The organism is Bradyrhizobium sp. AC87j1, from assembly GCF_002936975.1.
Lineage (GTDB): Bacteria > Pseudomonadota > Alphaproteobacteria > Rhizobiales > Xanthobacteraceae > Bradyrhizobium > Bradyrhizobium shewense.
Map to the genome: position 1 here is coordinate 16,534 of NZ_PTFE01000061.1, position 26,322 is coordinate 42,855.

The 26,322-nt window shown below is 58.5% G+C and carries 29 protein-coding genes; 15 read left to right on the forward strand and 14 right to left on the reverse strand.

Annotated elements, in window-relative coordinates:
• Nucleotides 1-242: 242 nt before the first annotated feature.
• The 6 genes from CV770_RS26695 to CV770_RS44090 all read right to left on the reverse strand — a co-directional run bounded on the left by CV770_RS26695 (nt 243) and on the right by CV770_RS44090 (nt 3,934).
• The gene (locus tag CV770_RS26695) at nt 243-443 is read right to left on the reverse strand and encodes a hypothetical protein (RefSeq protein WP_104464489.1); all 201 of its coding nucleotides are present in this window, start codon (nt 441-443) and stop codon (nt 243-245) included.
• Entirely contained in the window at nt 440-1,150 is a 711-nt protein-coding gene (locus CV770_RS26700) for a ribonuclease H family protein (RefSeq protein ID WP_104464490.1), read from the reverse strand. The genes CV770_RS26695 and CV770_RS26700 overlap by 4 nt, the downstream gene beginning before the upstream one ends.
• A gap of 941 nt (nt 1,151-2,091) precedes the next feature.
• On the reverse strand, nt 2,092-2,328 hold the full coding sequence (locus CV770_RS26710) for a hypothetical protein (protein ID WP_104464492.1): 237 nt from the start codon (nt 2,326-2,328) through the stop codon (nt 2,092-2,094).
• A gap of 83 nt (nt 2,329-2,411) precedes the next feature.
• Nucleotides 2,412-2,891 (reverse strand): hypothetical protein, encoded by a 480-nt coding sequence (locus CV770_RS26715; protein ID WP_146101358.1) that lies wholly within the window; start codon nt 2,889-2,891, stop codon nt 2,412-2,414.
• Between the two features lie 117 nt (nt 2,892-3,008).
• A complete protein-coding gene (locus CV770_RS26720; RefSeq protein ID WP_104464494.1) occupies nt 3,009-3,437 on the reverse strand; it encodes a hypothetical protein in 429 nt (142 codons plus the stop codon).
• A 113-nt stretch (nt 3,438-3,550) separates the two neighbouring features.
• Complete coding sequence (locus tag CV770_RS44090) at nt 3,551-3,934, reverse strand: transcriptional regulator (RefSeq protein ID WP_104464521.1); 384 nt, start codon at nt 3,932-3,934, stop codon at nt 3,551-3,553.
• Nucleotides 3,935-4,020: 86 nt separating this feature from the next.
• On the opposite strand from CV770_RS44090, the gene CV770_RS26730 reads away from it, so the two are divergent.
• From CV770_RS26730 to CV770_RS41765, 6 genes are all read left to right on the forward strand, one after another.
• Entirely contained in the window at nt 4,021-4,803 is a 783-nt protein-coding gene (locus CV770_RS26730; protein ID WP_104464495.1) for a helix-turn-helix domain-containing protein, read from the forward strand.
• A 66-nt stretch (nt 4,804-4,869) separates the two neighbouring features.
• Entirely contained in the window at nt 4,870-5,529 is a 660-nt protein-coding gene (locus CV770_RS26735) for a hypothetical protein (protein ID WP_146101359.1), read from the forward strand.
• A 325-nt stretch (nt 5,530-5,854) separates the two neighbouring features.
• Nucleotides 5,855-6,034 (forward strand): hypothetical protein, encoded by a 180-nt coding sequence (locus tag CV770_RS26740; protein ID WP_146101360.1) that lies wholly within the window; start codon nt 5,855-5,857, stop codon nt 6,032-6,034.
• Nucleotides 6,035-6,123: 89 nt separating this feature from the next.
• A complete protein-coding gene (locus CV770_RS26745) occupies nt 6,124-6,411 on the forward strand; it encodes a hypothetical protein (RefSeq protein ID WP_146101361.1) in 288 nt (95 codons plus the stop codon).
• Between the two features lie 191 nt (nt 6,412-6,602).
• Nucleotides 6,603-7,742, forward strand: a complete 1,140-nt coding sequence (locus CV770_RS26750) for a site-specific integrase (RefSeq protein ID WP_104464499.1) — start codon at nt 6,603-6,605, stop codon at nt 7,740-7,742.
• Nucleotides 7,743-7,864: 122 nt separating this feature from the next.
• A complete protein-coding gene (locus tag CV770_RS41765; protein ID WP_146101362.1) occupies nt 7,865-8,872 on the forward strand; it encodes a COG3904 family protein in 1,008 nt (335 codons plus the stop codon).
• A gap of 74 nt (nt 8,873-8,946) precedes the next feature.
• Here the strand turns inward: CV770_RS41765 and CV770_RS26760 are convergent, their stop codons facing one another.
• On the reverse strand, nt 8,947-9,366 hold the full coding sequence (locus CV770_RS26760; RefSeq protein ID WP_104464501.1) for a hypothetical protein: 420 nt from the start codon (nt 9,364-9,366) through the stop codon (nt 8,947-8,949).
• 59 nt (nt 9,367-9,425) lie between these two features.
• Here CV770_RS26760 and CV770_RS26765 point away from each other — a divergent pair, with 59 nt between their 5' ends.
• On the forward strand, nt 9,426-9,908 hold the full coding sequence (locus tag CV770_RS26765; protein ID WP_104464502.1) for a hypothetical protein: 483 nt from the start codon (nt 9,426-9,428) through the stop codon (nt 9,906-9,908).
• 6 nt (nt 9,909-9,914) lie between these two features.
• Here CV770_RS26765 and CV770_RS26770 read toward each other — a convergent pair whose 3' ends face one another.
• Nucleotides 9,915-10,901 (reverse strand): DUF2806 domain-containing protein, encoded by a 987-nt coding sequence (locus tag CV770_RS26770; RefSeq protein ID WP_104464503.1) that lies wholly within the window; start codon nt 10,899-10,901, stop codon nt 9,915-9,917.
• A gap of 136 nt (nt 10,902-11,037) precedes the next feature.
• On the opposite strand from CV770_RS26770, the gene CV770_RS26775 reads away from it, so the two are divergent.
• From CV770_RS26775 to CV770_RS26785, 3 genes are all read left to right on the forward strand, one after another.
• Complete coding sequence (locus CV770_RS26775) at nt 11,038-11,337, forward strand: hypothetical protein (RefSeq protein WP_146101364.1); 300 nt, start codon at nt 11,038-11,040, stop codon at nt 11,335-11,337.
• 214 nt (nt 11,338-11,551) lie between these two features.
• The gene (locus tag CV770_RS26780; protein WP_104464505.1) at nt 11,552-11,959 is read left to right on the forward strand and encodes a hypothetical protein; all 408 of its coding nucleotides are present in this window, start codon (nt 11,552-11,554) and stop codon (nt 11,957-11,959) included.
• 152 nt (nt 11,960-12,111) lie between these two features.
• Complete coding sequence (locus tag CV770_RS26785; RefSeq protein WP_146101365.1) at nt 12,112-12,438, forward strand: hypothetical protein; 327 nt, start codon at nt 12,112-12,114, stop codon at nt 12,436-12,438.
• A 230-nt stretch (nt 12,439-12,668) separates the two neighbouring features.
• On the opposite strand, the gene CV770_RS26790 is transcribed toward CV770_RS26785, so the two are convergent.
• The 4 genes from CV770_RS26790 to CV770_RS26810 all read right to left on the reverse strand — a co-directional run bounded on the left by CV770_RS26790 (nt 12,669) and on the right by CV770_RS26810 (nt 18,575).
• Nucleotides 12,669-12,941 carry a type II toxin-antitoxin system YafQ family toxin gene (locus CV770_RS26790; protein WP_104464507.1) on the reverse strand — a complete coding sequence of 91 codons (273 nt, stop codon included), beginning with the start codon at nt 12,939-12,941 and terminating at the stop codon, nt 12,669-12,671.
• A 12-nt stretch (nt 12,942-12,953) separates the two neighbouring features.
• A complete protein-coding gene (locus CV770_RS26795; protein WP_104464508.1) occupies nt 12,954-13,220 on the reverse strand; it encodes a type II toxin-antitoxin system RelB/DinJ family antitoxin in 267 nt (88 codons plus the stop codon).
• Nucleotides 13,221-14,090: 870 nt separating this feature from the next.
• The gene (locus CV770_RS26805; protein WP_104464509.1) at nt 14,091-14,927 is read right to left on the reverse strand and encodes a universal stress protein; all 837 of its coding nucleotides are present in this window, start codon (nt 14,925-14,927) and stop codon (nt 14,091-14,093) included.
• A 75-nt stretch (nt 14,928-15,002) separates the two neighbouring features.
• Nucleotides 15,003-18,575 (reverse strand): GAF domain-containing protein, encoded by a 3,573-nt coding sequence (locus CV770_RS26810; protein ID WP_245453870.1) that lies wholly within the window; start codon nt 18,573-18,575, stop codon nt 15,003-15,005.
• 358 nt (nt 18,576-18,933) lie between these two features.
• On the opposite strand from CV770_RS26810, the gene CV770_RS26815 reads away from it, so the two are divergent.
• Together CV770_RS26815 and CV770_RS44280 are read left to right on the forward strand one after the other, a co-directional pair.
• Complete coding sequence (locus tag CV770_RS26815; protein ID WP_091957879.1) at nt 18,934-19,254, forward strand: hypothetical protein; 321 nt, start codon at nt 18,934-18,936, stop codon at nt 19,252-19,254.
• Nucleotides 19,255-19,411: 157 nt separating this feature from the next.
• Nucleotides 19,412-19,780 (forward strand): DUF7662 domain-containing protein, encoded by a 369-nt coding sequence (locus CV770_RS44280; RefSeq protein ID WP_430649266.1) that lies wholly within the window; start codon nt 19,412-19,414, stop codon nt 19,778-19,780.
• A 2,113-nt stretch (nt 19,781-21,893) separates the two neighbouring features.
• Here the strand turns inward: CV770_RS44280 and CV770_RS26825 are convergent.
• Complete coding sequence (locus CV770_RS26825; RefSeq protein WP_104464512.1) at nt 21,894-22,571, reverse strand: hypothetical protein; 678 nt, start codon at nt 22,569-22,571, stop codon at nt 21,894-21,896.
• A gap of 217 nt (nt 22,572-22,788) precedes the next feature.
• Nucleotides 22,789-23,688 carry a LysR family transcriptional regulator gene (locus tag CV770_RS26830; protein WP_104464513.1) on the reverse strand — a complete coding sequence of 300 codons (900 nt, stop codon included), beginning with the start codon at nt 23,686-23,688 and terminating at the stop codon, nt 22,789-22,791.
• Between the two features lie 99 nt (nt 23,689-23,787).
• Between CV770_RS26830 and CV770_RS26835 the strand changes: the two genes are divergently transcribed.
• The 3 genes from CV770_RS26835 to CV770_RS26845 all read left to right on the forward strand — a co-directional run bounded on the left by CV770_RS26835 (nt 23,788) and on the right by CV770_RS26845 (nt 26,289).
• Nucleotides 23,788-24,993 (forward strand): arabinose transporter, encoded by a 1,206-nt coding sequence (locus tag CV770_RS26835; protein ID WP_245453871.1) that lies wholly within the window; start codon nt 23,788-23,790, stop codon nt 24,991-24,993.
• Nucleotides 24,990-25,775 (forward strand): carboxymuconolactone decarboxylase family protein, encoded by a 786-nt coding sequence (locus CV770_RS26840; protein WP_104464515.1) that lies wholly within the window; start codon nt 24,990-24,992, stop codon nt 25,773-25,775. Before CV770_RS26835 ends, CV770_RS26840 begins: the two co-directional genes overlap by 4 nt.
• Nucleotides 25,776-25,893: 118 nt before the next feature.
• Nucleotides 25,894-26,289 (forward strand): (R)-mandelonitrile lyase, encoded by a 396-nt coding sequence (locus CV770_RS26845; RefSeq protein WP_201760055.1) that lies wholly within the window; start codon nt 25,894-25,896, stop codon nt 26,287-26,289.
• Nucleotides 26,290-26,322 lie beyond the last annotated feature (33 nt).

Genomic DNA, 26,322 nt, shown 5'->3' on the forward strand with positions numbered 1-26,322 from the left:
TCCGTCCAGGCGAAGGCCACTTGACGCAGGTATCCGCTTGCGCGGCGCGGGCAGCGTTTTTGAACACTGCCAGGAACGAATGGGCTTACCCCACCAGCAGAGGCGCTTTGCCTCAGAGCACCGACAGGTCCCTTATCCTGATCGGAAGTTTGAGCCCAAGCTGTGCGCAAGGGTTAGGGATTTTACGAGGCACTCCCGACAGCTTGAGCGGCGGAACGACCTACCAACTCAATATAGAAGCACTACCCATCGCCGTCAGTTTCCGTTTCGGAAACTTCGTAGATCCACTTCTCGCGGATTTGTTTCACCACGGCTCTCACGGCTTTTCCGTACCCTTCGTTGGTGCTCCATTCCTCGAGTTTGCGGATTAAGGACTCAACGGCTTGCCGTGCAGCGTCCGCCCGTTCGAGCTCGATCAGCCGCCCATGATCGGCATCGTTCATGCCCGGCCTCCAGTGCGGCCGAGCGCGGCCAGCCGATCGGCCAGCTCGTTCATCGCGTCGCCTTTGTGACCGCGGATCCATTTCCAGGCGATTGCACGTTCCGACGCGAGCGCGTCCAGCTTGCGCCAGCGATCAGCATTCGGAATGTCGCCGCCGTTTTTCTTAAAGTCGCGAGTCCGCCAGCTGTGCCGCCACTTCTGCATGCCGAGGATCAGATATTGCGAGTCCGCAATTACCGTAGCGCGACATCCATCGGGCAAGGCTTCAATCGCCATGATCGCCGCCTCCAGCTCGGCCATGTTGTTTGTCCCGCGCCAACCGCCACGGTGCAGCTCGATCCGGATATCATCGGTCACGATGACCGCACCGGCGCCGACGATGCCGGGATTTGTCGGCGCTGCCGAGCCGTCGCAATGGACCGTGGCTTCCGCCGCGCCGGAAAGGGCCGCTCGCGCTCTCACAAGATCGCCGGTACGAAGGGCGTACTTGGGAGCGAGCGCACCAGCGGATACCGAGGGCCGCTCCAGCGGCATCTTGACGGGTGCCTTGTTCGGCTTGGCCTGTTTCGGCTTGTTTGCCCGCTTAACGGAACGCAGGACGCCATGCCGGGCAAGGTTTGTGGCCTCGCGCTCGAAGGGACTGCGGTCTAACCGGCTGTACCACGCTTCGTACACGGGTCGGCGCTTATTCCAGTCAAGCCTGCTCATGCCCAGGCCTCCGCTGGAATTGCCTTTCCTTCCCCGTAATAATCAACCGACCTTTCCGCTTGCTCGGGATGGCGAAGGCCGTCAGGCCTCGGCGCCCTGGCGCCGGCGCGAAGCGCCTCTCGCAAGCTACAGATGCTCGATGGCACCGATTCGTGCGCATTACTATTAGAAGAGAAAACACCGCACGAATTAGTGCCATCCTCCGCAGCCCTCCGTCGAAACCAAGTGCGGCGCGATATCCCCTCGGCCTCCCACGGACGCGTTCGGTCCAAACTCTCCGTATGGGACTTGGCGCCCCGCGCTCTGCGACGGTCGCTCTCCCGCTGCTTGTGCTTCGCCTTTTGAATGGCGGAGCGCTGACGTTTATTCAGGCCGACCGCGCCAATTGTGCGCACCTTGAGACTTTCGCGCTCAATGAAAGTAAGTCCAATGCGCCACGCCAGCTCATCGGCCGACTGCCAATGCGCAGGGGCAGAGCCGGCAACGATGGCATCAATGTCTTTGTAGGCCCAGGGCGCGCGTGCGCGGATGTAGCCCGCCAACTTGGTGACGGGATCTCCTCCTTTGGAGAAGTGGTAAGCCTCAGCAATGACTTGCAGAGCCTGCCTGCCATCCACGCCCTCCGGGATGAACTTCCCAAACCGATGCCGGAAGACTCTCTCCAGCTCCCAAACCCGCAGGTTAGCTGCCGGGGGGCGTTTTCCCTGTCGTTTGGTGCGGGCATCCGAATTGTAGCGCACAGCAATTAGCCTGTGCTGTGCCTCCTGCGAAAGAGCTCGGACGATAGAAGACGTCATTGAACGCCTCCTTGCCGGGCACGAAGGCTTAACATCTGTAGTTCGCGGTTGAAATTCCGCGGAAACGTGATACTCAACATCTGCTTACTTTCTCTTTGGCCCGGCGGCGTTGCGAGCGCTTAGCCGGGCTTTTCGTTTTCGGGATTAGGCGACGAGTTTTCCGCGCGAGCTTCCGCAGCGCGATTCGGCCCAAGCAAGTGCGTCCTCGATCTTGTACAGAGGGCGCCGACCAAACCACTTGGCCACGGGCGGGCCAGCATTGACTGAGGGCAGATTGAGCTTTGACCAGTAGCTAGCGGTAATTGGAAAGCCGCGTTCGTTGAGCTGCAGTCTAAGCTGCTCGCGGGTGAGGAAGATATCCGCAGTGCGGGAATCGTTCATAGTAGCCGTCCTCTGTCGATTGAAATGGACGGCTATGTATAGATACCGATATTGAGATGCGTTCCATCTCAATAATTGTCATTTTATCGCACGGCCTTCCTGGCGGATTTCTTCGGCGTCGTTTTCTGTCTCCGCTCCTTGATGACCTTGAGGAGGTTTTTATAGATCTCGTCGGCCGACGTGCCGTGATAGAGCGGATCCAGGCTGTGCCTCTCCTTGAGCAATTTGGCATGAGCCCGCAGCTGTCCGGACACATCCTCTGTCTTCACGAGCTTTAGCCCTCGCTGCTCGCGTCCGAGCATGATCCAATCCAGAAACAATCGGCTTTTCGCTTCGACAGTCCACTTTTTAGGGCGCCCCCTGCCCTTGCCGAAATACATCTTTGCAAATTGCCCCAGCAACCACCGCCAATGCTGCGGATTCTTGATGTCGTATTTGAAGGCGCGAAATAGCTCGACGAGCTCATGATCTGCCTCGAGCTCGCCTGGCGCGAAGTACCAGACGCCCATATCGACTTTGAAAACGTAGTCTTCCCGCCGTCTAGATCGAGGTCGAGAAACCATTCAGCACCTCCGCAGGCGCATCCGCAATGTTGCCACCGCGGCAGGCCGGTGCGGTACCGGCTCTTCGACCCGTCGGTCTAGCCGCGGCGATTCCTTAGGTGCTCTTCCAATTCAGGGTCATACTCGAGAGCGGCCCTTTCCCAAAAGCCGGCGCGCTTCCCCAAGCTGATCGCTCGCCGCAGAAATTTGCGGGCCATAAAATTCCTCATCGAGGCGCTCCAAAAGCGCTTCGTACCGCGCAAGGCGAGCGACAGTAGCTCGCAGTTCTTCCAAGTCATGGATGCTCTCAGTCTTCCGTTTCGGTTCGACAAGCGCCCTGAGCTGACTGACTTCGTCCGCGCGGATCTTGATCCTGGGATCGCGGTGCCAGACGTCCCGAATGCGGTTTTCGCTCCAATCGGACAGTTTGCGGCTTAGTCTGCGAAAAACGGCCTTCAGTGACTCGTCTGCCCGCCGCTCACCAGCAACCTGGCGAAGAAGGTCTGCCGCCTCGTTGAGTGAAGTTGCCCGCATCTCCAGCACCTTATGGGAAAATTCCGACGTCATGTGTGGTTCTCCTGTTGGGGAGAAGCCTCACACGTGCGGCCTACTCAGTTTCCTGCGGGTCCATCAGTTTGGCGACCGGTGTGGCCCCGCGACTACGATTTCGTTCAGGCGCCCTAGCGGCGGTCCTGTTCAAGGGAGGCTTGAGATGAAGATGGTGCGATACCGGGCGAACCCAACGCCGAAGACTGAGCGGAAGACCCAGTTGGCAGCTGCGATAAACCGGTATCGTGAATGGGATGCACAAATGACCCGTCAATTTGGGCCTTCGTATCATTTGGCGCTGGGTTTCCCGGTGCACTGAATGTGGGGGCGCTAGGACCGAACAAATCCGGGCGCAGCTCTTCACGGGAAATGCCGCTAATGCGCTCTACCGGAATCACCCTTTCCGCCGGAATCCGAGACCACTGATAAATGGCCTGCCGATTGATCTTTAATGCCCCGGCGAGGGCGGTAATGCCACCAGAGAGGCGAGCTGCTCTTTTGACGATCTCATGCATGAGGGCTATGTCTAGCATACTAGACAAGCCGCTGTCCAGCAGAACTAGACAATGCTCTTTGACTCTAGACGTGGCATCTCATCCCAATGAAAACAATTGGGAAAAGAATTGCCTTCGCCCTGGAGCACCGCAAGCGATCCGCTTCGGCGCTAGCGCGCGCCCTCCATGTCAGCAGGGGCGCAGTCGACAATTGGCTCAAAGAGCGAAATGACCCCTCGACGGAAAACCTTATTGAGGCTGCCATGGACCTTCAGATGAGCTTCGAGTGGCTCTCCACTGGCAGGGGGGACCCCTTCGATTTTCGACCTCCCTCAGCAATGAAGCACCTCCAGGAAATCTTAGAGCACAGACCAGTTGCTGCCCAAGTTATCCGCGCGCCCTTCTATGGTGACAAATTTGCAACCGTCCCTCTCGTCCCAGCAAGAGCTGATTGGGCGATCTCGGACGAATGGATCCTACACAATCCATGGCGCGATATGGAGACAATCCTCGTCGCGAACGATAAACGAGCACCCAAGGCCGACCTCCGCGCTTTCAGGTGCGACGGGGATTATATGGTAGGCGTAGGAATTGCGGCTAATGACATCGCTGTGGGCGTTGTCCCGTCGAGCGCCAGCATCGAGCTGAGAAGCGGGCAACTGGTGGCGGCGAGTCGCCGCATCACCGACGATGAGGTTGAAATCTCGTTGCGCGAAGTCAGCATGGAGGGAGCTATTGCAAGCCTCCAAACACGCCCCATGAAAGGGAAGCCTGACATTTTGCGCATGCGCGAACCCTTTTCCTCGGAGTGGGAGGCGGACGACAACGACGGACGCATGATTACGATTCTAGCATTCATCGTCCGCATTATGAGGGACGTAACAATTTAGTCTAGCCAACTAGACACAATGTCTAGTTTGCTATACATTATTGAAGTCAGCCTTGGAGGACTTCAAATGGTATCACTCCCATCATCTAGCCTCGCGCCGGCCCTGATCCAGGCAAGCGCTTCACCCGTCATCAATTTCGCCTGCCCCGCCACTTCAACAACGCTGAGTATGCTTATCGCCAACCTCGAGGCAGCGGCTGAAGACGCTAACCGATGTGGCCATATCGAGATCGACTTGGAAGAGGAATTCCGTCGATCGCTGCCGCCACCGCCGAAGGTCTTCGCCGGCAGAGTGAGCGAAATGAGGGTCATCCAAGAGGGGGAGCCTGACATCGTGTCTCCGCCCCGCGATCGGTTCTATCAAAGCCGTGAGCGAATCGTGGAAGATTATTTAAATGCCCTCTCCAAGGCGGTGGACGATCAGGGCCGTCACGCGATCAAATCGAGATTTGATGCTCTGCTCGCCGAGTTCGATCGACAGAAGGAATCCCTGCCGCAGCCTAAGCCGTCAAAGGCGCTGCGAGACGCGCGGCGGAAGGCTAGGAGAGCCTACAGCAATTTGAACGCCGCCGAGCTGGCAGTCCTAAATTACCGGCCGCTGAGCCTCCGGGAGATTGCGGACCTACTCTCCTACTGCTCTGGCACTGAGTACCTTTCAGACGAGTCCGACCTTAAGCAGATGATGCAGCACGCCGCCGAGGCTCTCGCCGAATATTCACACATCTGACGCCCCCTCATGCGACAGATGACGCTGGCCGACCTGGTAACCTTGGCTGACACCAATAGCAGCCTCATGGATGGCACCATGGGGCCTCTTCGCTCCGTCATCGCAAGCTATGACGTCGTGGTCGGCATCTGGCCGGACCGAGCTCAGCCGGGGGGCTGGGGCACAAGGGTTCTTAAAGGGGTTCCCGTGGTCCAAGAAGCGGCCCGCAGCGTGGCGGACTATCAGTGCAGGCTCGCGGCGATCAGGTGTGAAAGCGCCTCTCAGGCCCACGGCTTGGCGCTCGTTTTCGGCGATCAGAATGATCATAGTGCAGGAGTACCAGTCGATGACGGACGATCCGGTCGAAGCGAAGCTTGATGTCTTAGTCCATTCAGCGATGGAAGCCCGTGGAGAGACTGGAAAGTCTCTCAGGGCAATACTCAGAACCCAATGGCTAACCTGCGCGATCTGCGTTTTTGCCATCGTCGCCGCCGCAGTCGCCATCTTCAAGTCCATGCCGGCCTGAGCGCAACTGCGATAGTCCGAAGGTCTTTCGCTGGCGCAGCGGTGATCGTTGCAGAACAATCATTGTCAATCGAAATGAGGAGCAAACAGATGGGCAAACCTGGATCGGATCTCGCCGGCCGTGAGAGGGTCATCGCACTTGCAAAAGTCCTTTCTCCGATAGTTCATCAAGGTTCGGAGCAGAAGCCATTCCAAAACCGGGGATTCTCGGAGCGCACGATAAAGGCGCTCGTTGACTGCTCGATTGATGCTCCTGAACGGCTGCTCTTCATGACCGAGCGTCAGCTCCAAACGATACCTGGAGTCGGGAAAGCTTGCATGACTGAAATCCGGAGCTATCGCCAGAAGTACCTCGGATCCGTTCAAGGTGCCGAGTGAAGTGGGCCGAGCTTGGAGGTGCGCTTGAGCAACCAGCCAAAGACCCTCGCTGAGGCCGCGGCCTTCTTCCGGGTCAGCCGTCGTTGTTTCCAGGACTTCTTGCGGGACCACCCGTTTTACCGCACGCTGGGGCGCCGTAAGCTGATCTTCCCCGAGGACCTCGCCCGCCTCAAGGAGGCGCTGTCAAAACCATGCCTCTCAGCCTCCGCCCCCCGCGCAAAGGGAAAACGCCCAACTACGAGATCCGGGGAACGTACCTCGGAGTCTACGTTGAACGAACTGCGGGCACTCCTGAACTTCGGATCGCCAAGCGAGTCCTCAAAGGCATCAAGGAGGCAATCGAACGTGGTGAATATCGGAAGCGCGAGGAGGTAGCCCCCGAGGCGCCCAAACCACCGACTTTCGCCGACGCCACCCTCGCCTATCTTAAGGCCGGGGGCGAGGCCAAGTTTCTCGGCAAGATCATCGAGGCGACGGGCGACCATGCGTTGCGGGACAAGCCTCTGGCCGAGATCGACCAGCTAGCCATCGACAACGCGGCCCGCGGCGTCTACCCGCTCGCCCCCGCAACCACCCTCAACCGCCAGTTCTATACGCCGGTCTCAGCGGTGCTGAAGCACGCCGGGATCGAGCTCAAGATCAAGCGGCCAAAGGGATGGCGCGGCAGCAAGGCGACCGAGTGGCTCGAGCCTGACCAGGCGTTCGCCGTGATCCGCGAGGCCTATGGGATCGAGCCGGAGTTCGGCCTGTTCTGCCTGACCTTGACCTACACTGGCATGCGGCTGGGAGATGCCACGGAGGAAGCCATCCTCCGCGGACTGAGGCTCGATCAGGCCCTGCTCTACCTCGGGGCCACCAAGAACAGCGAGCCCCGTCCAGTGCATCTGCCGCCGATCGTGGTGGAAGCCTTCCGCAAGCAGCCCCCGCGCCCTGCGAGGCCCCGCAAGGCCACAGGGGTGGTCTTGGCCAACGGTGCCGCTGGCCGTGACAGAGCTGGCGCTGGAGTACCCTTCCTTGAGCGCCACGCCGACGAGAAGCTCTTCCGGTTCTGCAAGGGCGGGCGGTTGTACAAGATGCTCTACCTGGCGCTGGACCGCGCCGGCGTCGTGCTACCGCGCCGCATGCGCGGCTTCCACATCTTCTGCCACACCTACGGGACTTGGATGCACCGCTATGGCGGGCTGGACACCTACGGGCTTACCCGGACCGGGCGCTGGAAAGACCCGGACTCAGCCGATCGGTACAAACACACCATGGCCAGCGCTGAGGCGCGGCGGGCAGATCTGCTGCCGGTACCAACGGCTCGGTCCCGTGCACTGAAACAGCTTTAGTTTAGGTCCGCGCTACGCTCCGCCTCTATTGTTGGCCCATCTGCGCCAAGAATCCATTCTCTTCTAGAAGAGCTTGTGCACGCGTGCAGGTTGCGGAAGAATAGCCCGCAGGGGGTTCATCCATGGTCATTTCCCAGGCAAGAGCGTCAGTCGCCTTCATACTGCTCGCTGCAGTTTTGAACCAAGCTGAAGCTGCCGAGATCAAAGTTGGCGTAGGCAGATCTGGTCAGGCGACCATCTGGGTCACCGGAGAAATCGTTCCAGGCGACGCGGATAAGTTTTCGCAATCAGTTCGCCAGGCAAATGATTCCGGTAAGTTTGTTGCGAACGTGAGACTAGATTCTCCGGGCGGCAACTTGCTTGAGGGAGTGAAGATCGCAGATGCAATAAGATTTGGCAAAACATCCACGAACGTGGGCAGGACAGCAGTGTGCGCATCAGCATGCTTTCTGATGTTCGCTGCCGGTTCGACCAAGAATGCGAGCTATGGAGCTCAAATCGGCGTTCACGGAGCTTCAGGGGAAAACGGGGAGGAGACGGTCGTTTCAGGGGCTGCGACAGTGTCGATGGCAAAAATCGCAAAAGAGCTCGGTGTCCCCTCAGCGATCATTGGTCGAATGGTCGTTACATCTCCCCAAGATATGGTTTGGCTAAGTCCTCAAGAGCTTCAGTCAATGGGTGTCACTATGATGGGACGACCAGCTCAATCTGGTCCGCCGGTTGCCAACCTGCAGCAAACCCCTCCTAATGCGCCTATGTCGCTGTCGCCGTCAGGCAGTGGTGTCACTGCTTCGCGGTCCTCCAAGCCTGATGCTGCCCCTACGTGGGCGGAAATCGTGAACAAGGCAATGGACCGATCGGCGAGTCAGAACAACGGAAAGCCACTCTTTCATCGCTCCTGCCAGCCTGAGCTAAAGGTGTGCAACATCGGTTTGAGCTACGTCGATAATCAAGGCAAAGTCGCCTTCCTGAAAACGGTCGAGGACATGAATGGCAAGGTCATGGTGCGTGAAGCATGCACCCTGAATGATTTCAAAGATGTCCGGATTTGCGTCGACTGGGACACTGGTGCCTCTCATCGCGACATGAAAGACAGCAGCGGGACTTGGTCGAAGGTCGCGGATCAATAGATTTTCTTGATGAGCCTTGAGCTGAGAGCTGGTGTTCCGGCCAGGACGAGCATGTTACGTCGAAAAATCCCAGGTCACTCCAGGCTTCGCTTCCGGAATGGGAGCACCCTGCCCAGGTTCAACGGCCTCTTCGTGACCGGCTCCGTTCGCGTTGGCCGGGGGATGCCCTCGAAGAGCGTCCACTCGACCTCCTCCATTCCATAGGCAATGTACCACCAGCGCTCAGTGAGCGAGGCGCCTGCCCATGGAAATTCCTCCGGTTCGGATTCCATGTCCTCGGGGTCGCCGGTCTTGAGCGGGACCGGCTTGGCCGGGCTCTCCCACATGATGCCGCCCATGGGCAGTTCGACGTATTCGCACCCCGGCGCATCGGTGCACTCGTCCATGATGAACGCAAGATCGTCCTCGTCATCAGCGACGAAGATGCCGACGAAGTCGCGGGTCTCAATGATGCGAACTAGGTAAGTGCATTGCGCCAAGGGCGCGTTGACCACCTTGCGGCTATATCTCTAATACGAGAAATCAACCGTGTTGTCTGGTACGGCTGGGGACAATGGGCATTTCCGAACAAATCGAGAGGGTCGTCGAGGGCTTCCCGACCACCCGAGGTGGCCTAAAGTGGACATTGTTTGTGGCGACGGTTGCGGCCGGAATCGGATTCGGCGTCGCCTCTTTTTATCACAGCGGTCGTATCTCGGTGCTCGAGGAGCGGCTTCGTCTCGCCCAAGATGGTCGCTCGCCCTACCAAATCCGGATTGCCGAGGTCACGACGGAAAATCCGTATCGAGTGCAGCCCTCCGATGATCTTGTCCAAGTCAATCTTATAACCGACGTTTCGCCCGTCATCCTTCTCCCCTCAGGTCTACTCAAGGGAAAGACAGTTTCTGTAAAAGACAAGAAGGGAAATTCATCCAAGTACGAGGTTAAGATTCGAGCTGATGGCGGTCTAATTGATGGCTTTCCCGAATGGACGTTATCGGGAGACCACGGCTCGGTGAGCTTCGTTTGGGACGGGAAAACATGGTCAGTCTACTAAACCGGTTTACAGCTTTGAAGACTTTGCAGCTTTGAAATCGGGTGTTATGCCTTCAGCCCCCCGCAGAGGTCCCGCAAAAACGCTGATGGTACCGAGTTCAATCTCATCAGCGTAACCTGCCTCGCCTATTTTGTCGAACAAGGTCTGCGCGACGGAATTGATGTAGGCGGCGTCTGTCGGCTGAGGGTTGGCAATCGTTAGCAACTCTTGCCCTGTCTTGGTTAGTATCTGGCAGTTCAATGCGAGCTGGATTGGCTTTGCGCTCTCATTGATAACTATCACTCCCGAGCCAGCTGCTGTTAGCAGCGTGGTTGTTTTTGGACGGAAGAAAAACTTCCATGCCAGACCACCTATCGTTGATGCTTGGCTCGCGATGCCGAGCTCTTCCATGAGAACGCGCTGCACGAATGCCGCCTTTACGGTTCCGTCTGAGGGGACCAACCGATCGTCAATCACAAAGGAAAGGAAGGCGGATATTTCGTGAGCGTCTGACTTTGACAGCGTAGAAAGGAACTGAACCGTTCGAAGTGAGAATGAGCCAGGCTTCCGAATCTCGCCCGCTAGGATGCGCCCAAACAGGCTCTTCAACTCGTCCGAAGTTTTATCCTCGGCAACCCGTGCAAACAAATTAAGCCAATCGTCCTCAATCTCGTCGGTCGCATCATGCGGCTGATTCTCCGAAGTGCGGTTCAACTCCTCTACAGCTATCGCGACGACGTCAGCGCGGTTTTGAAGCTTTCTCTTTTCGTCTTCAGTTCGATACATGCCCTCTACGGCCAGTCTGCCAGCTGCCTTGACTCTCCCGGTGTTCGCTTTGAGTCGTGCTTCAACATTCTCGCCAGCAGCTAGAAAGACTTTGCTCGCGGCCTTGTCGAAATTTTTGCGGGTTTGAGGCATCGGAATCGCTGGTAAATGAAAGCCCAGCAGATTAGCAAGCCAATCTCCGAACGATGGAAGATTTCCGCTGTTCGAGGCATCTGGCAAGTCCTCCATCACCTATCACCCCCTCTTTGAAGGGACAAAGTAGCGCGCGCTTCGCTGGCCTGCAATCTCGGCTTCCGCCCCTTGCACTCACCCTTTGGTTGAGCTTCAATGTTTGCATTTCAGAATGGATTTCAGGAGATCTGAGATGCCGACCTTCGTTGCGAGCTATGATCTGGAAAAAACCAACCCTGACCCACACGGCGAATTCTTGAAGCAGGCTCAGCAGTATGGCTGGAAGACCTGGATATTGAGCAATGGAAACATTTGGCATCACTTGCCCAACACAACGCTGGAAGGCACTTTTGACAATATTACGATCGCTAGGAATGCGTTCAATGCAGCGATGGTAGCAACGGCAAAAGTGAAGCCGATAGTTGTGGAAAAATGGATAATCGTTGAATACGGCAACAACCTCTTCGACTCGGACGTGAGGCGTCCCAGATAGCGCAGCGTGTCGCCTGCCGCGTGGTTGAGAAACCGACCTGATGTGCAAACCAGTTTCTCTCAGACGTCTTTGCGTGGCTTGCGGTGATCGCGCCAGCTATCGTTGGTGCGGTCAATGCAATCCGGTAAGCACCTCGCCTGGCGATCTTGGCGCCGGTGATTCTTGCACTCGTCGTGGCGGTTAACGGGGCTTAAAAAGCGCATTGGAGGCGTTGATGAGCGAAACAGCGTTGGAGCAGCACATGGCTGTTGTTGGGCGTGTGACTGCCAAGTTTGTTTCAACGGGTTTAATGACGCATAACATAGACTCACGCGCCATCGAACGTTTCCTTGGCGTCGCGGAAGACAAACAAGTTTTTGAGGCCGTGCTGCGGTGGATGCTGGACGAAGGCATCATTCGCGCGAAAAACGTCAGCCAGACGATGGACGGTACGATTTTTGTAGCCGCAGCTCAGCTTACGGCGAAGGGCCTATCAATCGTGAAGCAGCCGCTCCCTGGAGGTGACTCCGTCGAGAAGCAAATCAGTAAAGTCGATATCGGAGGCGGTTCGAGCTGGTCCAGCATCGGCGATCTGATCGGAGGAATCGCAGGCGGGCTTATCAAGTCCGTATCTTCAGGCTGATCGAGATCAACTTTATCGTGGATCCTCTCATTCAAGAGCTTTCTAAGCTTGCCCTTCAATTTTGTGGGACTCTCCTGATCGCGTGGCTAACTGTGCGATGGGCGCTCGCTAGGTTCAAAAGTGAGAAGGCCTGGGAGCGCAGGATCGGCGCGATGGCTGATGTTTTGTCGGCCCTTCGCGTGATGCTTCGCGTGTTAGCAATCTGGGAAGACCTCGAACTCCGTGGGGCGGACCCCGCTGAAGATTACAAAGAAGGCTTGTTCAGGCGTTGGGCCGACGCCCAGGCCAAATTCAAGGAAGTGTCCGCCGTCGCGATTTTGATACTCCCTCGGGAGGCCGCGGATCGGATTGAGGTGCTAGAGCAAAGCCTCGCAAATGACGATTACGACAATTGGTTCGAGCAAATCCAGGGAAACAGCGCCGCGGTCACGACTGCTATGACATGGCTTGTGGATCACGCGAAAGAATATCGATCTTGAGCCGGGTCAGGCCATTGATTTCCTTACGAGAGTACTGGCGCGGCGTGAGAACGAACGTCAGCCTGAGGTGCTGTCCTAACTAGGACACCCGTAGAGGGGAATTAGGACAGTCTTTGATATGGGTACGGCGCCCCGCGCCGGATGCCGCTAAAAGGCGTGAATCCACTAAGTGTAAATGGGCGACAATGACAACATTATCCGCCCTGTCCCTTGTGTAAGTCACACAAGACCTATCTCTCAAAAAGATCGGAATGAGTCCCAGTTCGCACAAGCGCCAAGACTTCGCCTTCCTGACGATAAATGAGACACCAATCGCCCTGCACATGGCAACCGCGATAGCTGTCCCAAGGCCCTTTTAGTGGATGGTCATCGTCAATCGGTGAGAGAGGAATTCCGGACCGAAGCTTGTTTACAATGATAACAAGCTTATCGATCCGGTACCCCCGGCTCTTAATCCGCTTCAGGTCTTTCTTGTACTGGGTTGTGAGTCGGAGGGGCTTCATCCCCTCCTAGTATCACTTTTCGTTCAGGATATCCTCAAACAGCTCCTCAGTTGTCCCCTGAACAACTTCGCCGCCGCCTGACTCTGCTTCCTGTAGGGCCGCCAATGTGACCGCGTTAGGAACGCAGACGTCAAAGGGGAGCCCCTTCCGAAAGACAACTTGACGATAAAACATACCAATGGCGTCAGTAGCACTTAGCCCAATGGCGGCGAACACTTTCTCTGCCTTCGCCTTAATGGTGGGTTCAATCCGAGCGTTGATTGTTGCTGTCTTTGCCATATGTCACCTATCCAGGTGGTGCGATCCAAGCGATGTTCATCGCTATGGTCGTACATTCTCCGTTGTACGTTCAATGTAATCACGAACGCAGTACACGTGCAATAAGTTCGTATGGAACAACGAAAATTTAATTAACGAACATTTCTGTAGATCAATCAAAAACATATCACGTCTTCCATCCCGTGAAAAAAGGGCCATTTCGGTCCCTTTTCCCTATTGGTTCGTGCGCGTGTGGAAAATGTCACTCAGTCTTTCCACCCCTAATTACCCTAAAATTTCGCTTCACCCGGGCCGGCCGGTTCGGTTCCAGCGGCAGCACAGAATCAATCAAATCCCCAATCGTCCAGACACGATCAGCGACGCCCAGCGCGATGCCGGGAGTGGTCCGCAGAACCTCGTGCACACGGCAGAATTGTAGTGGGCAACCTGCAGGCTGACCGCCGCAGAGTGGTTGGTGAGATTCTTTGAGAAGCCGTTGGTGAGGCGGGCGAACCGGCGCTGGTGAGGTTCTGGCGGTCGCCAAGCGACCTGTTGATAAGGTCCATGATGGCCTCTTTATCGTGCTGCCCACCAAGACTAGGGGAAAGGACGGGGAACAAGACGGCGCCCGGAAATTAGCCAATTGCAACAATGGTAGGACCGGCCTTCACACGGGAGAGGTCCAAGGTTCGATCCCTTGTGCGCCCACCATTCATTTTCCTGACCGCTGCCGGTTGCGGACGACGCCCTGGCCTCACGGCGGCGGGACCGCCCGTATCAAAAATGTCGAAAACAACCCCATGCACAGTAGCCGGCACCAGCCATATCAATGGGTTACGCCTTTTCCGAATCCTGGTTTGGGTTGCATGATCTGAAGAAAGGCGAGCGGCTCTAATGAGCCATCAGAACAGGCAGATCCGCATGCTCCATGATATAGCTGGTCGCCCCGCCGAATATCATTTGCCGCAACCGGGTACGGGTGAAGGCTCCCTTGATCAAGAGGTCGCAGCCCTCAGCTCTAACGGCATCGAGGACTGCCTCTCCGGTGTCGCGATCCTCCAGTTCAACCGTTCTCGCCTGCGCTGCAATGTCATTGTACCGCAGTTGCTGGACGATCTGATCGGCAGACGGTCCTGGTACCGCTTGGCCGCCAACGACGGTTAGGACCGACACCTTTTCGGCCAGACGAAGCAACGGCATGGCAAATGCGTTTGCCCGAGCTTGCTCGGTACTACCGTTCCAATGGATCATAATGTTTGTTGCGACGCTTCTTGGTGCATTCGATGGCACAAGTAGAACGGGCCTGCCGCTCTCAAACAGCGCGGACTCAATCGCGCGACGGTGAGGGCCCGCAGCATCAATGTCAGACCGTGCCATCACGATCAGATCGAAAGCGCGCCCATAGCTTCCGACAAAATCTTCGCCCTCAGGGGCGGTCTCCAGCCAGCCGAAACATGGTCGACCCAATCCAGCGGATCGAGGAACATCGTGCTTCAGCATGAATGCTTCGAAAAAGTCGCGCATGTCGTTCAATTCGGCTTCGCTCTTCACTTCATACGAATCTAACAGAATGCCGGTGGCCAATTCCGCGGCCAGATATTGAGGGATGCCGAACCGGAGCGGAAAGCCTTCGATATAGGCGCCGGTACGATGCGCGAGGCGTACGGCGACATCGAGCGTGGATGTCATCATCGGAATATTTTGAAGCGGGACCAAGAGCGTCTTCATTTTCGACCTCCGGTGTTTGCAGTGAATATCGACGCAGGATTCCTAGTTTCGCTTGAATTGATGCCTACGATAATTTCACGTCGCGTCGTTCCGGTGTGCCGCCAGCCTACGCGGCAGCCTGATGATGAATTCCGTATAATCGCCGGGCTCGGTATCGACTTCGATGCTGCCGCCGTGCTGTTTCACGATGATGTCGTGGCAGATTGAAAGGCCAAGGCCAGTTCCTTCGCCTGCGGGCTTGGTTGTGAAGAATGGGTTGAATATTTTCTCTCTCACGTCGGCCGGGATGCCGGCGCCATTGTCGCGAATCCGGATCTCGACGGCGCCGCCGAGATTCGTCGTCGTCGCGCGCAGCCTTGGCTCGAAGCCGTCGCCGGCGGCGTCCTTTTGTTTGCTCGCCGCGTAGAAGCCATTTGAAACGAGATTGAGGAACACCCGCGTGATTTCCTGCGGATACAGATCGAGCGCCCCCGCAGACGGATCGAGGTTCCTTTCGAGCGTGATATTGAAGCCTGCTTTCTCGGCGCGCGCTCCGTGATAAGCAAGGTTGAGGCTTTCCTCGAGGATGGCGTTGATATCGGCCGCGCGGCGTTCGCCAGACCCTTCGCGGGAGTGCAGAAGCATATTCTTGACAATGGAATCGGCGCGCGTTCCGTGCTGCACGATCTTTTCCAAATTGCCTTGTAGCATGTGTATCAGCACGTCGATGTCCAGCCTTGCTGCCTCGCCGAGTCCGGCTGAGCGCAGCGCGTCGCCGAGTTCTTCGATGAGTTCGGAGGAAAGCGCAGCAAAATTGTTGACGAAATTGAGCGGATTCTTGATCTCATGCGCAATGCCGGCGGTGAGTTGCCCGAGCGAGGCAAGCTTCTCGGTCTGGATCAACCGATCCTGCGCATTTCGCAATTCCTCGAGCGATTGGGACAGTTCCATAGTGCGCTCGCGCAGCTCGTTCAGCAGGCGTGCATTCTCGATTGCGATCACGCCCTGGTGTGCGAAATTGGACACGAGCTCGATCTGCTTGTCAGTGAAGGGTCTAACTTCCTGGCGAAAGATCGTGATGGTGCCAATCAGCTCATCTTCCTTGAGCATGGGCACGATGACGAGGGTCCGTGCGCCGGCAAGGTCGGCAAGCGCGCGAACGTTCGGGTTGCCTTCGACGTAGGGCGGCTGAGTCCTGATATCGTCGATATGAACCGTCTGATGAGTTTTCTCGACGGTGCCTAGCCCGCTGGCCGGATGTGGGCGGATGCTCTGGTATAGCCGGGTATCAACATAAGCTTGCGGCGCGTTGTGCAGTGCGACCGTGCGAAAGCCGCCATCCTCGTAGAGATTCATGGTGCCGAAGCCGGCCCCGCAAATTCGCGTCGCGTTCTCCAGCATCTTGTGGAAGACCGGAGTCAATGCGCCCGATGAAGCGCTTATGATTTCCAGCACCTCCGACGTTGCCGTCTGCCGCTCCAACGATTCATTCAATTGTTCGAACAGACGCACGTTGCCGATGGCGATGACAGCTTGATCTACGAAAGTCTGAAGCAGGGTGATCTGCTTCTCGCCAAATGGACGAACCTCCGTGCGACGAAGCACGATCGCACCCATGCTCTCGTCATCGCGCAACAGCGGCACGCTCAGAACGGTCCGAACGTTTGAGCGAAGCGCATATTCGCGTCCGGTCGGGAACTCCTCGCCTTCGGGCCCGAGCAGGTCGTGCACATGAACGGTGCGACGGTCGATAATCGCCCGGCCGGTGGGCGATTTGACACTGATCGCCCGCCGGCTCCACACCACGGGAACTTGTCCATGATGGGCCTGGATGACGATGTCGTCGCCGTCCCTCAGAACCACCAGCGCATCATATGCCTCGCAAAGTCCGCATGCGCTTTCCACGATCGCCTTGAGCACCGGACCGACCTCGGTCGGCGAGGAAGCGATAACCCGCAAGATATTGGCGCCGCCGGTCTGGTACGTCAGCGCCTCAGACAGATCTCGCGTTCTGGTCTGCAATTGTTCGAACAGCCGTACATTCTCGATGGCGATCACGGCCTGGTCGGCAAATGTGGCGACCAGCTCGATCTGTTTTTCCGTGAAGGGCTGCACGCGCTTGCGAGCGATTACGAGCGCGCCGATCGGCTCATTCTCACGCAGCAGGGGAACACCGAGCGCCGTGCGCTGACCAGCCATGGTGATGGACTCGTGCAGGCCGTATTCGGGATCAGCAGCGACGTCGAGGATCTGCACTGGACGGCGCTCGAGTACGGCCCGACCTGTAACCGTGCTCCGGCCGGGCGTAATCGGGTGACCCTGCAGAAACTCGATGTATTCCTCGGAAAACCCCACCGCTGCGCCGGCTTGGTATTCATCGCCCTCGCGACGCATGATGAATGCCATCTCCGCTTCGCACAGCCGTGCCGCCGAATCGACCAGCGTGTTGAGCACCGTCTGCAGATCGAAGGTCGAGCGGCTGATCACCTTCAGCACATCGGCAGTCGCGGTTTGCTGCTGGAGCGATTCGGCGAGATCGCGCGTCTTCGCTTGGACCTCATCGAACAGCCGGACATTCTCAATCGCGATCACGGCCTGATCGGCGAAAGTGGAGACCAGGTCGATCTGCTTGTCCGTGAACGAGTTCACGGCCTTGCGGCCCAGGAACAGCACGCCGATCGTTTCTCCGGATCGAAGCAAAGGTACGCCCAGGAGGGTCCGGTAGCCGCCGGCCCTCTGCTGCTCGGGATAAGCGTATTCGGGATCGGCCAGGACATCCTGGATCTGGACAGCCTTGCCGGACAGCAGGACGCGCCCAACGACGCTGCCGCGTCCAGCATTGAGTCGAATGCCCGCCGAGACCTCGGCCCACTCGGGCGAGAAATTGTACCGAGTTGCATGATAGTAGGCGCCGTCAGTGTCCTGCCGGACGATTGCCGCCATGTCGGCGCCACACAGCCACGCCGCCGATTCCGTGAGCGTGTCGAGAACCGTTTGCAAATCAAACGCGGAGCGGCTGATGACCTTCAACACATCGGCGGTCGCCGTCTGCTGCTGCAGCGATTCCCGCAAGTCGTCAGTGCGCGCCTGCACCTCATCGAACAGCCGCGCATTCTCGATGGCGATAACGGCCTGATCGGCGAAAGTCTGCAGAAGTTGCACATGATGCGGAGCGAAGGCGCCCGGCTCGACCCGCGTGACGCTGATCATGCCGATCACCACGCCGCCGGTCGCGAGCGGAACGAACAACATGCTGCGAAAGCCGCGGGCGCGCGCGATGAATTTGATGTCGTTTGTCAGCGCTTCGGTATCGGGGGTCGGCACCACCTTACCGGCCCGCGTCCTTTCAAAAATCTCGAAATCGGCAATCGGCCGCGGAAACATCTGCTGCAAAGCTCGGTCGGCGGCAGAATTCGTCGGCGTGAAGGCCGCCAAATGGGCAGTGCCGTCGATGAAGCGGAATACGGTCGTCGAAAAGCCGCCGAGCAGGGCATTGGCGCGCCTCGCGATTGCATCGAATACCGGCTTCACCTCCGATGGCGAACTGGCAATGATTTTGAGGATGTCCGCGGTGGCGGTCTCGCGATCTTGTGCGGCGCGCAATTCGGCCAGGAGCCGCGCGTTCTCCTGCTGCAAGTCCGCCACAACGTCCTGAGGAAGCGCGGCCATGATGAAAATCCAGGTCGCCAGCCGGTTCGCGGCCGACGTCAAAATCCAATCAAGAAAGCGTCGGGAACTATTCCACCATCGGGTGCTTCCGACCAGACGTATCGCTAGTTGATTTTCGATCGGCTACGCGTCAATTCGCCTCCGCGATCTGCCGAAGCAGCGAGCTCCATGAGTCGCGCTGCTGTGGTTCAAATGATGGCAGATCGCTGGATCCAAGTGCGGCTATTGAGGCGGCTGATTTTGCACTCCTCCGATCTCTTAATGCGAGATACGGGTGATTTAATTTTGCTAGCTTTTTCCGCACCAATGCTTCAGACTTGCTTTTTATTAGGTATTTGATTTCTTAAAGGACGCTCCGATGGGAAAACCTGCCGTTTCCCGCGATGCTTTCCGTGGGCTGTTTGCTTTTTATACAGCGAAGGCACATCACCACCATAAGGCCGAGGGCGAACATTGGCTCGTAAAGCTGTTCGGATCCGCAGAAGATATACCCGATGCCTTACTGCTGCAGTGGTCGGACAGAGTTGAGCTACTCGGCCCTGAAACTGTTGGTCGCGTGGTGAGCCCGTGCGTCCGTCAAATCACGAACGGCAATGCTCAATATGACCATGCCAGATATGACCATGCCAGCGACTTTCTGCACTCGCTACTGAGAGACCTCGAGCAAAAAGTGCACTAATCGACACTCGCTGCGCTATCGTCGCTGATCCAGGAGCAATTGAATCTGGTGATGCGAGCCAGCTCGTGCTCGAGCGAAGCGGAGCGATTAATCAGCTGCACCAGATACCCGGAGCATGGCAGGGACGCCTACGGGCCAACGCGACGAGCCGAATGTTATGTCCGTTTACGATCCATTACGGGAAGAGCTACAGCGCAGAGGGGCGCAAACGATTCGGCTCACGTTCCCGGAAATTGAAGCAATTCTCGGCAGACCGTTGCCGCCGTCAGCGTACAAGTTCAATGCCTGGTGGGGAAACAGTTTGCGCAAAGCTGGTCACACGCAATCTATGGCTTGGCTTCATGCCGGCTTTGCGGCCAGGGTTTCACTAAGACAGCGAGCTGTGGAGTTCATCGACCTTGAAGAACTTCACCGCGTTGGGCTGCGCCCCGCCCGTACCGGCAAGGTCCATCAGAGACCATCACCAAGAGCGCACGTCAGGAACGCATCGCGTCAATCGCGTGGGCTATCAGGACCGCAACGCTGACGCCGATAAGGATAACGAGGACCCAGTTCAAAAACACGTTCGCCTCCAACCTTTGGAATTGAACGCGAGCAACTGTGCACAGTCAAAAACAACCGGCCAAAATTATTAATTTCGGCTTGGGTTGAGGATTCAATGTAACTGTTGCGTCCGTTGTCGACCCTATCGATGGAATGCCAAGAATAGAAGAACCCCGACAACGCACGCCGCAAGCGAGAGCAAGTAAATACCCACGGCAAATCCCGACTCATCTCGAACTGGAGATTTAAATGGGAACTCGCATTATGCGCCGGTCAAGCCCAAAGCTTACCGGAAACGGTTGATATGACCTTTAACCTTCCTGCTGCGGTAATCATGGCACGGGAGCCGGACGTCTCTGCCGCGACATTCAGCTTTAAATGACTGAATTAAAAGCACTTTGCCATAGAAATCAGGTCTCTATTTAATTCCGCTCTTACGCGACTGCAACCAGCGCATTCAAAGTGAACCGCAAGAAGCGCGCGATGTGCGTTACCCGCACACGCCTTGCCGACGCCTTTTTCCACGCTTACGACAAACGACCTCGGTTTGGGGGCCGAGGTCGCCAACCTTGGGGAAGGTTTGCTCCCGACGGGGGCTTTTGATCTGGGGACTTGTCGGGAGCTTGGATTCGACTCGGAATTGGGAAAGTCGTTCCGCTTACCGAGCAAATAAAAGCGGCCTCAGCGAACGGGTGCCGGGGCCGCTGCATTTCCGGCCGTTCGTTCAGCTCACCTGTCCTATCGATCATCGTCGGGCTCGTCCGCATAGTCATCGGGCTTGTGAGCGCTCTCGGTCCACTGACGGGTTTGTCCCATCCCGATGCGGAAGGCGTTAAGGCTCATCGAACTGTCCTCGAAGAGCAGCCGTGGGCCTGACTGAGATCGAGCGCGCGTTCTCAGAGCAGTCTGGGCGGCTGAGGCCGGCTGGGCTCTGCTTCGGCTTAGAGAGACTTTGGGCCAGAGCAAAACAGCAATCCACGCTTCACGGTCGTGTGCACGAAGCCATTTTGGCGGCCAAACGAAGCGGTGCTGAAACAACGCGGTCCGATGCTGAGATAATTGAGGGAGATTTAAATGCGCAGCCTAGTTTTCGGGGTAGTGCTCGTAGCGCTAGCAACGATCGGATCTTCATCGTTAGTTTCGGCCGCTCTTTCGGCAACGCGGGATGCGAAGTCCGCAACGTTCTCGACGCGGTTCGCGCCAGCAACGAATGGTCCCATCTGCACTTTGGCCCCGGGCCCCGGGCCGCGGATAGGTTCGAGGGTGCGTTCTTAAGCGGCTGCTTTCCTAACCATGGATCGGCACTCCGCTGTTCGGTCGGAGCCTGATACAATCTCGCGACTGGAAGGGATAGCAACTGCAACCAAGGTTAATTGCGCATTCGTGCATACCTGGGGATACCCTGCTGATAGGTCAATGCATCTGCATTTTCCGAATCGACGTTCCGTGGTCGCTCGCTCATGCGTCGCATTCAGGGGTGTAGGCGTGAGCCAGTTTCTATCGATACTGCTGCTAACAACAGCCGTGGTTCTAACCATCTGCTTCGGAGTGGCGGCTTGGCGCCTCTCTGACGAAAAGGACGCCGACATCACTGGCCAGATCGCACACCAGTCGTATGGATGGAAAGGGGCACCGGCCAGATAACCTTTTCGCTTGCCTCCTGCACGCTCTCTTGCCTGAAATGCCGGTTTGCGCTTCGCTGGCACGGTCCTTGCCAATCCCGGCCTATCTTCACCGGACCTGGCAGGGAGCCGTTTCGCGATGAAACAGAAATCTCGAACCTCAAAACCGCAAAGGCCTACTCTGGCACACATAGTTTCCGAGTTGGTGAGATTGCTTAAGGCAATAGAGGATCTCGAGGGCCTCAGAGAGAAAGTCCGGCTAGCAGAAGCCGCTCGCGTATTGCACTAAGCTTGGCGGGTAGAGGCGCATTAGTAAGGTGTGGCTAGATCAGCGCCGTCGCCCTGAAGCTGTCGATCGCAGGCGATCACGGCGCCCGCCAGCGGTCCTTCGAGCTGCCTCAAAATGTCGAAAACAACCCCATGCACACAAGTTGACGGGTGTTGAGCTGCAGGAGGTGTAAGACGGAGCAAGCTTCAGGCGACCCGCTCCGGCCGCCAGGCCGCGTAGAGACCAACAAGCGTCCCCATGGCGGCCAGCGCTGCCGAGAGCAGCAGCTGCAATTCCCCATCATCAGTGGGGCCTACCGACGACACCAATCTGGTCACGATCACGAACAGGATGCCCACGGCGGCGGCTGCACCCACGCAGAGATAGGCGAGCTCTCGCGTCAGGCTGCGGCCGAGAAGTCCGAGCGCCGTGAAATACATCGCGCAGGCGTTGGGATGAACGAACAAGGCAATGCGCGCGTAAGCGCCATAGGCGTCGAACAGGGACTCGCATCGGCGCAGGGCCGCCTTCGAAGCCACCCGCTGCAGGAACGGCCTGAAGAAACGAGCCTGTCCGTAACTCAAGACGGCGCCCAGGATGATGGCGAGCCACGCCACCACAAAGACGGAAGTATCCGCCGACTTTGGATTGAGCGCCACGGACATCAGAATGAGGGCGGTTCCGGGAAAATAGCCGAAATACGGGAAGACCGCCTCCAGCAGCACGCAGACGAACATGAAGACCAGAAACCATGACGACCCGGTCGCGCCATGGACGATGGCGTTCAGATCGAAAAGGTTCGTCCTGTACAGGACGAGGTACATGCACATGGCCAGTACAGCCAGCGCGTAGAACGGCAACGCTCCCGACAGAAACCGTCTCATCCAACCATCGGGCTTTGTTTCGCGGACACGGCGGAGATCATCGATATCAGGACAAGACAACGGAAACGCATGGCTCATGCTTTAGGCGAATGGGATTGCTCCTGCAATCCTCGCCTCACCCTGCACACCCCATGCAATCGATCAAATCTCCATGTTCTGCGCGCCTGAAGTGCCGGACGCGGTCATTCCGTTCGACTTGCCGATTCGACTTGCCGTTCTACTTGCCGCGGTATCGCAGCGCCTCCACCAGTAGCGAGAAGGCCGGGGAAGGCTGGCGCCGGCTGGCATAGTAGAGATGGTATCCCGAGAACGGCGGACACCAATCCGAGAGCACGCGGACAAGACGTCCCTCTGACAAATACGGCTGCACATGTCCCTCGGTGAGGTAGGCAAGGCCGAGGCCCTTCAACGCTCCGTTCAAGAGAAGCCCCGCGCTGTTGAACACGAGCTGGCCCTCCACCCGCACATTGAGCTCCCGCCCGTTCTTCTCGAATTCCCAGGCATACAGGCTGCCGCCGTGCGTGGGCAGACGCAGATTGAGGCAATTATGCTGGGTCAGATCCTGCGGCGTCTTCGGCCGCTTGCGGTCGGCGAAATAGGACGGAGAGCCGACGACGGCCATCCGGAGATCGGGGCTGACGCGCACGGCGATCATGTCCTTGGCGACAAGCTCGCCGGGACGGATGCCCGCATCGACCTGCTGCGCGACGATGTTGGTGAGCCCGTAGTCGATGATGATCTCGACGTGGATGTCGGGGTATTTCGGCAGGAGCTTTCCCAGCGCCGGCAGCAGGATTTCGCTGGCGGCATATTCCGTCGCGGTCAGCCGAACGGTTCCGGCAGGCTTTTCGCGAAACTCGCCGAGGGCAGCGAGATCGTTGTCCATCTCGGTGAACTTGGGGCCGATGCTCTGGAACAGCCGCTCGCCGGCCTGGGTCGGCGTGACGCTCCGCGTCGTTCGATTGAGCAGCCTGACACCCAGCCGCTCCTCCAGATTCCGGATGATCTGGCTCAGCGCGGACTGAGTCATGCCAAGCTTCGCCGCCGCGCGCGTGAAGTTGCGCTCCCGCGCCACGGCCAGGAAGGCAAGAAGGTCGCTCGCGTCGTCCCGATGCATTGATTAGTCACCCTAATAACTTCATTCGAAATCTATCACCTAATCAAGGCACGGCGAAGGTCCTAGGTTCGGAGCAGCCACCAGGAGCCCTGAATCAGCATGCCAGTGACAGCCATGCAGCCCGTCGCCTCGCTTCGCGTCACGGCGAATTTGCTGCCGATCATGGCGGTTGTCTTCGCAGCCTTCCTCGTCATCGGCATGGCGATGCCCGTGCTTCCGCTTCATGTGCACGACGAATTGGGGTTCGGCACGTTCGTGGTCGGCCTGGTCGCCGGCAGCCAGTTCGCGGCATCCCTGGTCTCGCGGCCATGGGCCGGCCAAGTCTCGGACAGGAGCGGGGCGAAGCGCGGTGTCATCGCCGGCCTCATCGCGGCCGCAGCGTCCGGGCTGTTCTACCTACTCTCGCTCGGCTTCACTGAGGCTCCACTGGCCTCGGTGACCATTCTGCTGCTGGGCCGCGGCCTGCTCGGCGCCGCCGAGAGCTTCATCATCACGGCCGCGGTCAGTTGGGGGCTGGTCCTCGTCGAGAGCGGCAACACCGGCAAGGTCATCGCCTGGGTCGGTTCGGCGATGTTCGCTGCCTTCGCTATTGGCGCCCCCGCAGGCTCAGCGCTTTACGCCGCCTACGGCTTTGCCGCGATCGCGCTCGCGACCACGGCAGCGCCGCTGCTGGCTCTGCTGTTCGTGATGCAGCTTCCCGCGGCGGCGCCGGTGCAGCAAGTGCGCTTGTCGTTCGCCAAAGTGCTCGGCGCGGTATGGGTGCCGGGCCTCGGATCGGCCCTCGGCAGCGTCGGCTTCGGCGCGGTGACGACGTTCGTCGCCTTGCTGTTTGCCAGCCGGGGATGGGCCAATGGATGGCTTGCTTACACGGCCTATGCCCTCGCCTTCATCCTGGCGCGCGTCTTGTTCAGTCATCTGGCCGATGCGATCGGCGGCGCCTGGATTGCGCTTCTCTGTGCCCTGGTCGAAGCCGCCGGGCAGGCCCTGATCTGGCTTGCGGCACGACCCGAGATGGCACTGGCCGGTGCCGCGCTCACCGGGTTCGGCTTCTCGCTGATCTATCCCGGCTTCGGCGTCGAGGCCGTGCGCCGCGTTCCCGTGCAGAATCGCGGCCTGGCCATGGGCGCCTACACCGCCTTTCTCGACCTGGCGCAGGGGATCGCCAGCCCCGCGCTTGGATTGATCGCAACCGGAGCAAGGCTGAACGTTTTGTTTCTCGCAAGCGCCGTCACCGTGCTCTGCGCCGCGCTGGTCGCCTGGTGGCTGCTGGCGCACCCGTTCACCGTCGAAGGACATCCGCAATGAGAACGCTCGCAACCACCTTGTTGTCATTCTGGCTAATCGCCGGCGGCCTGGCCGCCGCGGACACGGCAGCCGTCAAAGGAGCAAATCCCATGTCGACATCGGAAGACATCCGCGCCGTTGCGCCGGCGCTCGAAGCCTACGCGCAAAAGTTCGTCATCGGCGATCTCTGGAAGCGCCCGGGTCTTTCGCCGCGAGACCGCAGCATCGTCACGGTCGCGGCGCTGATCGCGCGCAACCAGACCGTGGAGCTGCCGGACTATCTCGCACGCGCGCTCGACAACGGGGTGAAGCCGGCGGAGATATCGGAGATCATCACGCACCTCGCCTTCTACACCGGCTGGGCGAACGCGGTGGATGCGATCCCGGCGGCGCGCGACGTCTTCAAGAGCCGCAACATCGGGGCCGATCAGCTCCCGCCGGCCTCTGGGCCGCAACTGCCGCTCGACGAAGCCGCGGAGAAGCAGCGGGCGACCCGCGTCGGCGAGCAGTTCGGGCAGATCACGCCAAGCCTCGTCCAGTACACGACCGACGTGCTGTTCCGCGATCTCTGGCTGAGGCCGGCGCTGGCACCGCGCGACCGCAGCGTCGTGACTGTGAGCGCTCTCATCGCGACCGGTCAGGTCGCGCAGATCACCTATCATTTGAACCGCGCGATGGATAACGGGTTGACGCGGGAGGAAGCCGGCGAGGTGCTCGGCCATCTCGCCTTCTACGCCGGCTGGCCCAACGCATTCTCCGCGGCGCCGGTGATCAAGGACGTCGTCGAAAAGCGGCCGCGCTGAGCGGAGACATGCCGTGATCAGGCGCAGGGACGTGCTCATTGGCGGCAGCGCCGCCGTTGTCATCGGAATTCGCCGCGCGCAGGCGCGCGCGTCGGAAGCACAGGAGACGCACATGGACATCGACATCAAGCGAAACGGATCGCGCCCGTCCCAGAAGGGACCGCAGGACTGGTTCACCGGCACGGTACGCATCGACCCGCTGTTCCAGGCCCCTGATCCGGCTCGGGTGGGCGCAGGCCAGGTTACCTTCGAGCCGGGTGCCCGCACCGCCTGGCACACGCATCCGCTCGGACAGACGCTCATCGTCACCGCGGGACTGGGTTGGGTTCAGCGCGAAGGTGGAGACATCGAGGAGATCCGGCCGGGCGACGTCGTGTGGTTTCCGCCGGGACTGAAGCATTGGCATGGCGCCTCGCCGACGACGGCGATGACCCATATTGCCATCCAGGAATCCTCCGGCGGCAGGAACGTGGACTGGATGGAGAAAGTGAGCGACGAACAATATCGGAAGTAACGGACGGGCGCTGTAGAGTGCGTTCTGAGACAT